The following is a 6,085-nucleotide window of genomic DNA, read 5'->3' as shown; positions in this document are numbered from 1 at the left end:
CCGCCTGCGCGGCCGGCGCCTCAGCGTCCGGGGCGGCGGCGTCCGTGCTCTCGGCGGCGGGAGCGTCGGTGCTCTTCGCGCGGCGTGGGGCGCGCTTGCGGGGAGCCTTGGCGGGCTTCTCAGCAGCGTCGGCGGTGGCGTCGCCGGCGGCCTGGTCGGCCGAAGCGATGGTGGGCTGCTCGGCGGCCGGCGCGGGCGTCGAGGTGGCGACGTCGTCGCCGGTCTGGATCTCGGAGATGGACTCCACGAGTTCTCCCTTTCAGATGTGGAAAGTCATAACCGCAGCAGGTCCCGTCCACGACGGAGACCGATCCTCAGGTGGGTGTTCACGCGAACACAGGTGATGCGCCGACCCGATGAGAGGGGATGTGCGGTGCTTCGCAGATTGCGATGGAGGGCAGATTCACGTGACTACGTGGCATCCTCCGCGTTGTCCCTCACTGTACCACCCTTGACATCGACGGCCAGCAGGAGCGGAGTCCACCGCGTGTCGGTGAGCGTGGCGGCATGAGCGGCCGCGTCGAGCCGGCGACCCGGGCCGTCCGCGAGCACGAGCACGCTCGGCCCGGCCCCCGAGACGACGGCCGCGAACCCGGCGGCGCGGAGCCCTCGCACGAGGGCGTCGGTCTCGGGCATCGCCTGTGCACGGTAGGACTGGTGGAGCTTGTCCTCCGTCGCCGCCATCAGCAGCTCAGGGCTCTGCGTGAGCGCGGCGATGAGAAGTGCCGACCGCGAAACGTTGAAGACGGCGTCCTCGCGGGTCACCTGCAGCGGCGCGAGCCCGCGGGCGACCGAGGTGGACATCGTGAACTCGGGGACGAAAACGAGAGGCGAGACGCCGCGGTGCACCGCGAGCTTCTTGTGCTGGGGACCGTTGTCGTCCACCCAGGCAATCGTGAGTCCGCCGAACAGCGCGGGGGCCACGTTGTCAGGGTGGCCTTCGAGCTCGGTCGCCAGACGCAGCAGCGTCTCCGGCCCGATCTCGACGTCACCGGCAAGCAGGCCCTTGGCAGCCAGGAGCCCTGCCACGACCGCCGCTCCCGACGAGCCCATCCCCCGCCCGTGGGGGATCGTGTTGACCGACGACAGCCGGATGCCGGGCATCACCCTGCCGCAGGCTTCGAACGCGTACGCCATCGAGCGCACGACGAGGTGCGACGCGTCGGTGGGGACATCGGCTGCGCCCTCGCCGGTCACCTCGATCTCGAGCCCGGGCTCGGCCAGGGCCGTCACGACGAGCTCGTCGTGGACGCTCAGCGCGAGGCCGAGCGTGTCGAACCCCGGTCCGAGGTTGGCACTGGTCGCCGGCACACGGACGACGACGCTGCGGCCTGCGACCGTCATCCCGCGACGGGCGTGAGGTCGAGCGCCGAGGCGACCTCACTCGTGGTGGCGTCGACGACGAGCGGCTCGACGTGGCTGCCGTCGGCGTTGCGGAGCACCCACTGCGGGTCCTTGAGACCGTGGCCGGTGACGGTGAGGACGACCTTCGCCCCGGCGGGGATGACGCCCGCTTCGGCACGGTCGAGGAGACCGGCGACGCTGATGGCGGATGCCGGCTCGACGAAGACGCCGACGGTGCCGGCGAGGAGCTTCTGTGCAGCCAAGATGCGCTCGTCGTCGATCGCGCCGAACCAGCCGTCGGTGGCGGCCTTGGCCTCGAGGGCCAGATCCCACGATGCCGGGTTGCCGATGCGGATGGCGGACGCGATCGTCTCGGGGTTCTTGACCACTTCGCCCGAGACCAGCGGAGCGGAGCCGGCGGCCTGGAAGCCGAACATGCGGGAGACGCGCGTGGCGACGCCTCGCTCGGCCTCTTCGCGGTACCCGCGCGAATAAGCGGTGTAGTTGCCGGCGTTGCCGACCGGGATGAAGTGGAAATCGGGGGCGTCACCGAGCTGGCTGACGACCTCGTACGCGGCGGTCTTCTGCCCCTCGATGCGGTCGGGGTTGACCGAGTTGACCAGGTGCACCTTGTAGCCGGTGGCGAGTTCGCGGGCGATCTCGAGGCAGTCGTCGAAGTTGCCGCGGATCTGGATGAGCGTGCCGTTGTGGGCGACGGCCTGACTGAGCTTGCCCATCGCGATCTTGCCCTCGGGGACGAGGACGGCGGCGGTGATGCCGGCGTGGGCGGCGTACGCGGCAGCGGACGCGGAGGTGTTGCCGGTGGAGGCGCAGATGACGGCCTCCGCGCCGTGCTCGACGGCACGGGAGAGGGCGACGGTCATGCCGCGGTCCTTGAACGAGCCGGTCGGATTCATTCCCTCGAACTTCACGTACACGTCGGCACCGGTCATGCGCGACAGTGACGCGGCGGGAATGAGCGGGGTGCCGCCCTCGCCGAGTGTCACCACGGTCGAGGCGTCGGTGACGCCCAGGCGATCGGCGAACTCGCGGAGGACTCCGCGCCAGACGTGGACCATATCGTTTCTCTCCGCCATGTCAGTCTCCTTCTACGCGCAGGACCGAGACCACGCGCCGCACCGCGGGGTCCGCGGCCAGACGCTCGACGGTGTCGGCGAGGTCCTGCTCCCGAGCCGTGTGGGTTCCGATGACCAGGTGCGCGACCGCGCCCCCGGCGTCCCCACCGGCGGCGCCGGCGGAGGTGGTCTGTTCGACGGTCGCGATCGACACGTGTCCGTCGCTGAGGATGCCGGCGACCGTCGCGAGCACGCCGGGCCGGTCGTCGACCTCGAGCGTGATCTGGCAGCTCGTCGTGATGCGGCCGATGGGGACGATCGGCAGATTCGCCCGTGTGGACTCCCCCACGCCGGGTCCGCCGGCGATATGGCGGCGCGCGGCCGAGACGACGTCGCCGAGCACGGCCGAGGCGGTCTGCACGCCGCCGGCGCCGGCCCCGTAGAACATCAGGTCACCGGCCGCCTCCGCCTCGACGAAGACGGCGTTGTTGGCGCCGTGGACAGAGGCGAGCGGGTGCTCGCGCGGGACGAGGGCGGGGTACACCCGGACGGAGATCGCCTCACCGGTGGGCAGCGCGTCGGGCTGATCGGTGAGCCGCTCGCAGACGGCGAGGAGCTTGACGACGTAGCCGGCTTTGCGCGCGGCGTCGATGACGCCGGCATCGATCGAGCTGATGCCCTCACGGTGCACCGATTCGAGGGGCACGGTGGTGTGGAAGGCGAGGCTCGCAAGGATCGCGGCCTTCTGCGCGGCATCGAAGGCTTCGACGTCGGCGGTCGGGTCTGCCTCGGCGTACCCGAGGCGCTGCGCCTCGGCGAGGACGTCGCCGAAGTCGAGACCTTCGCGGTCCATCCGGTCGAGGATGTAGTTCGTGGTGCCGTTGACGATGCCCATGATGCGGCGCACCCGGTCGCCGGCGAGCGAGTCGCGCAACGGCCGGATGATGGGGATCGCGCCGGCGACGGCGGCTTCGTAGGCGACGGTCGCACCGACCTGGTCGGCGGCCTCGAAGATCTCGGCGCCGTGGGTGGCCAGCAGAGCCTTGTTCGCCGTGACGACGTCGGCGCCGCTCGCGAGCGCGTGGAGGATGCGGGTGCGGGCGGGCTCGATGCCGCCGGTGACCTCGATGACGATGTCGGCACCGGCGATGAGAGTGCCGGCATCCGTCGTCAGGAGACCGTCGGGAAGCTCGACCTCACGCGGGGCGTCGACGTCGCGCACGGCGATGCCGACGAGATCGAGCGGCGCACCGGCACGGTCGGCGAGCTCGTCGGCGTGGGTGAGCAGAAGGCGGGCGACCTGCGAGCCGACGGCGCCGGCCCCCAGCAGGGCGACCCGGAGGCGGCGGGGTTCGATCATGCGGACTCCTCCACGGTGGGGCGGGCGACGCCGAGGTCGCGCGCGAGCAGGTCGTCGACGGTCTCGCCACGGACGATGAGGCGGGCCTCGCCGGAGGCGATCGCCACGACGGGCGGACGCGGCACATAGTTGTAGTTGCTCGCCAGTGAATGGCAGTAGGCGCCGGTCGCGGGCACGGCGAGCAGGTCGCCGGGGGTCACGTCGCCGGGCAGGTATTCGGCGTCGACGACGATGTCCCCCGACTCGCAGTGGCGGCCGACGACCCGGGCCAGCGCGGGCGCGGCGGCACTCGTCCGCGACGCGACGCGGGCCGAGTAGTGCGCGCCGTAGAGGGCGGGGCGGGCGTTGTCGCTCATGCCGCCGTCGACGCTGACGTAGAGCCGCTCGAGCTCATCCGACACGCGCACGGGCTTGACTGTACCGACCGTATAGAGCGTCACCCCGGCGGGGCCGACGATCGACCGACCCGGTTCGAAGGCGAGTTCGGGGAGCGGGATGCCGCGGGCGCCGCACTCCCGCGCGACGGCGTCGATGATGCCGCCCGCGAGCTCTTCGATCGGGGTGGGGTCGTCGACGGAGGTGTAGGCGATGCCGAAGCCGCCGCCGAGGTTGAGCATCGGCACATCGCCCCCGGCGAGCAGGCGCGCGTGGAGGTCGACGACGCGGGCCGCGGACTCCTCGAAGCCCGCGGTGCCGAAGATCTGCGAGCCGATGTGGCAGTGCAGGCCGACGAAGCGGAGCGAAGGATGCGAGCGGATCCGGGCGACGGCATCCGCGGCATCCGTCAGCGCGAAGCCGAACTTCTGGTCCTCGTGAGCGGTCGCGAGGAAGTCATGCGTCTCGGCGTGCACGCCGCTGTTGACGCGCACCATCACGTTCTGCGTCACGCCGCGCTCGGCCGCCGCCGCGGCGACGCGCTCGATCTCGACGAGGCTGTCGACGACCAGCGTGCCGACGCCGACCTCGACGGCGCGGGCGATTTCGGGCAGGAGCTTGTTGTTGCCGTGAAGTCCCAGCTGTGCGGGATCGGCGCCCGCGGCGAGGGCGACGGCGAGTTCGCCGCCGGTCGCGACGTCGACGCGGAGACCTTCGTCGGTGACCCACCGGACGACCTCGGTGCTGAGGAAAGCCTTGCCGGCGTAATACACCCGGGCCGTGCCGCCGTGACGGGATGCCGCGTGCTCGAAGGCCGCGCGGACCCGCCGTGCCCGGGCGCGGACGACGTCCTCGTCGAGGACGTACAGCGGCGTGCCGAACTGCGCGACGACCTCACGGACGTCGAGACCACCGATGCGCAGCGCGCCGTCGTCGCCACGGCCGGCGGTCTCCGGCCAGACGGCGGCGGTGAGGGAGTTCGCGTCCTCGGGCACCTCGAGCCACTCGGGCACGGCCGGACGTTCGGAAGCGGTGGACACGCAGGGGCACCAATAGGGGTGGGAACGGGTGCTGCGGGGCGGGATGGTCACGCCCGGACAGTGCCCACAGTCTAGGGCACCGGGAGAACCGGCCCCGGCCCCGTGACGCGCCGCTACGAACCGGCGGCGCAGCTGCCGGGCCGCTGCGCCGACTCATCGCGGAGGATGGCGCTGTCGATCTCGAAGTCGGCGACGACGCCCCGGTCCTCGATCGCGACTCCGGTGAGCGTGAGTGCTGCAGGGAGGTACTCCGCGAGGCAGATGGGCCACTCCTCGCCGAACGATCCCAGCGCCGGCCCCACCTGCTCGCGCACGGCATCAGCCGACACCTCCGTGCCCCCCAGAAGGAAGCGCGTCGGCGCGAGGACGAGGTCGCCCTGTCGCGCGCTCGCGTCGAGCCGCACCCCGAGCGGGAACGATGCCCCGAATATGTTCAGCTCGGTGTCGAGGGCGACCTCAGGCGGGTCGAGGCTGAAGGCGTCGATGGGGAACCCCTCGATCTGCGCCAGCAGGGTGCGGGTCTGCTCCTCGCCGAGGGTCACCTCCGCGTCGCCTCCGCTCCAGTCCGCCCCACCCCATACGGGAACGTCCTGCAGCTTCACCCGGACATCGCCGGTGAGCCCCTCCACCTCGACGTCGTCGGCCGCGATCGACATCTCCGGCAGGTTGCCGACGACGAGGAACGGCAGCAGGAACGGTCCCGGGAGGTCGATGTCCATCTCCTGGTCAGCCCGGAGTCCGAGGTTCGACACCAGCTCGTCGCGGATGATCTTCGGTGCGAGGGCGCGCGCGGCGATCTCCGCGCCGATGACGAGCAGGATCACGACGCCCACGACCGCGAGCAGGATCCAGCCGCCTCTGCGGCGGCGCGGCGCGGTCGTGGTCGTCAC

Annotated in this window: 5 protein-coding genes and 1 pseudogene; all 6 read right to left on the bottom strand. The window is 71.6% G+C overall.

Annotated features, from left to right (window positions below; genetic code table 11):
* Positions 1 to 247, bottom strand: a pseudogene (locus ACHFGS_RS03375) (transcription termination factor Rho); the annotation flags it as partial.
* A gap of 164 nt (positions 248 to 411) precedes the next feature.
* Positions 412 to 1,344: a homoserine kinase gene (thrB, locus tag ACHFGS_RS03370; RefSeq protein WP_394289150.1), complete on the bottom strand. Its 933-nt coding sequence runs from the start codon at positions 1,342 to 1,344 to the stop codon at positions 412 to 414.
* Complete coding sequence (gene thrC / locus ACHFGS_RS03365; RefSeq protein WP_394289151.1) at positions 1,341 to 2,423, bottom strand: threonine synthase; 1,083 nt, start codon at positions 2,421 to 2,423, stop codon at positions 1,341 to 1,343. Before thrC ends, thrB begins: the two co-directional genes overlap by 4 nt.
* A gap of 19 nt (positions 2,424 to 2,442) precedes the next feature.
* Entirely contained in the window at positions 2,443 to 3,780 is a 1,338-nt protein-coding gene (locus tag ACHFGS_RS03360; protein WP_394289149.1) for a homoserine dehydrogenase, read from the bottom strand.
* Positions 3,777 to 5,195, bottom strand: coding sequence for a diaminopimelate decarboxylase (lysA, locus tag ACHFGS_RS03355; RefSeq protein WP_394289148.1), 1,419 nt, complete (start codon positions 5,193 to 5,195; stop codon positions 3,777 to 3,779). The genes ACHFGS_RS03360 and lysA overlap by 4 nt, the downstream gene beginning before the upstream one ends.
* Before the next feature lie 113 nt (positions 5,196 to 5,308).
* Positions 5,309 to 6,085 carry an LmeA family phospholipid-binding protein gene (locus ACHFGS_RS03350; RefSeq protein ID WP_394279394.1) on the bottom strand — a complete coding sequence of 259 codons (777 nt, stop codon included), beginning with the start codon at positions 6,083 to 6,085 and terminating at the stop codon, positions 5,309 to 5,311.

Origin of the sequence: Microbacterium sp., assembly GCF_043427715.1 — a bacterium.
GTDB lineage: Bacteria > Actinomycetota > Actinomycetes > Actinomycetales > Microbacteriaceae > Microbacterium.
Note: the sequence above shows the minus strand (reverse complement) of the source record. Positions and strands in the feature narration are given on the sequence as shown.

Bases quoted from the DNA above. Each gene is read 5' to 3' on its own strand.
- thrC (WP_394289151.1), bottom strand. From the start codon at position 2,423: ATGGTCCACGTCTGGCGCGGAGTCCTCCGCGAGTTCGCCGATCGCCTG.
- thrB (WP_394289150.1), bottom strand. From the start codon at position 1,344: ATGACGGTCGCAGGCCGCAGCGTCGTCGTCCGTGTGCCGGCGACCAGT.
- ACHFGS_RS03360 (WP_394289149.1), bottom strand. From the start codon at position 3,780: ATGATCGAACCCCGCCGCCTCCGGGTCGCCCTGCTGGGGGCCGGCGCC.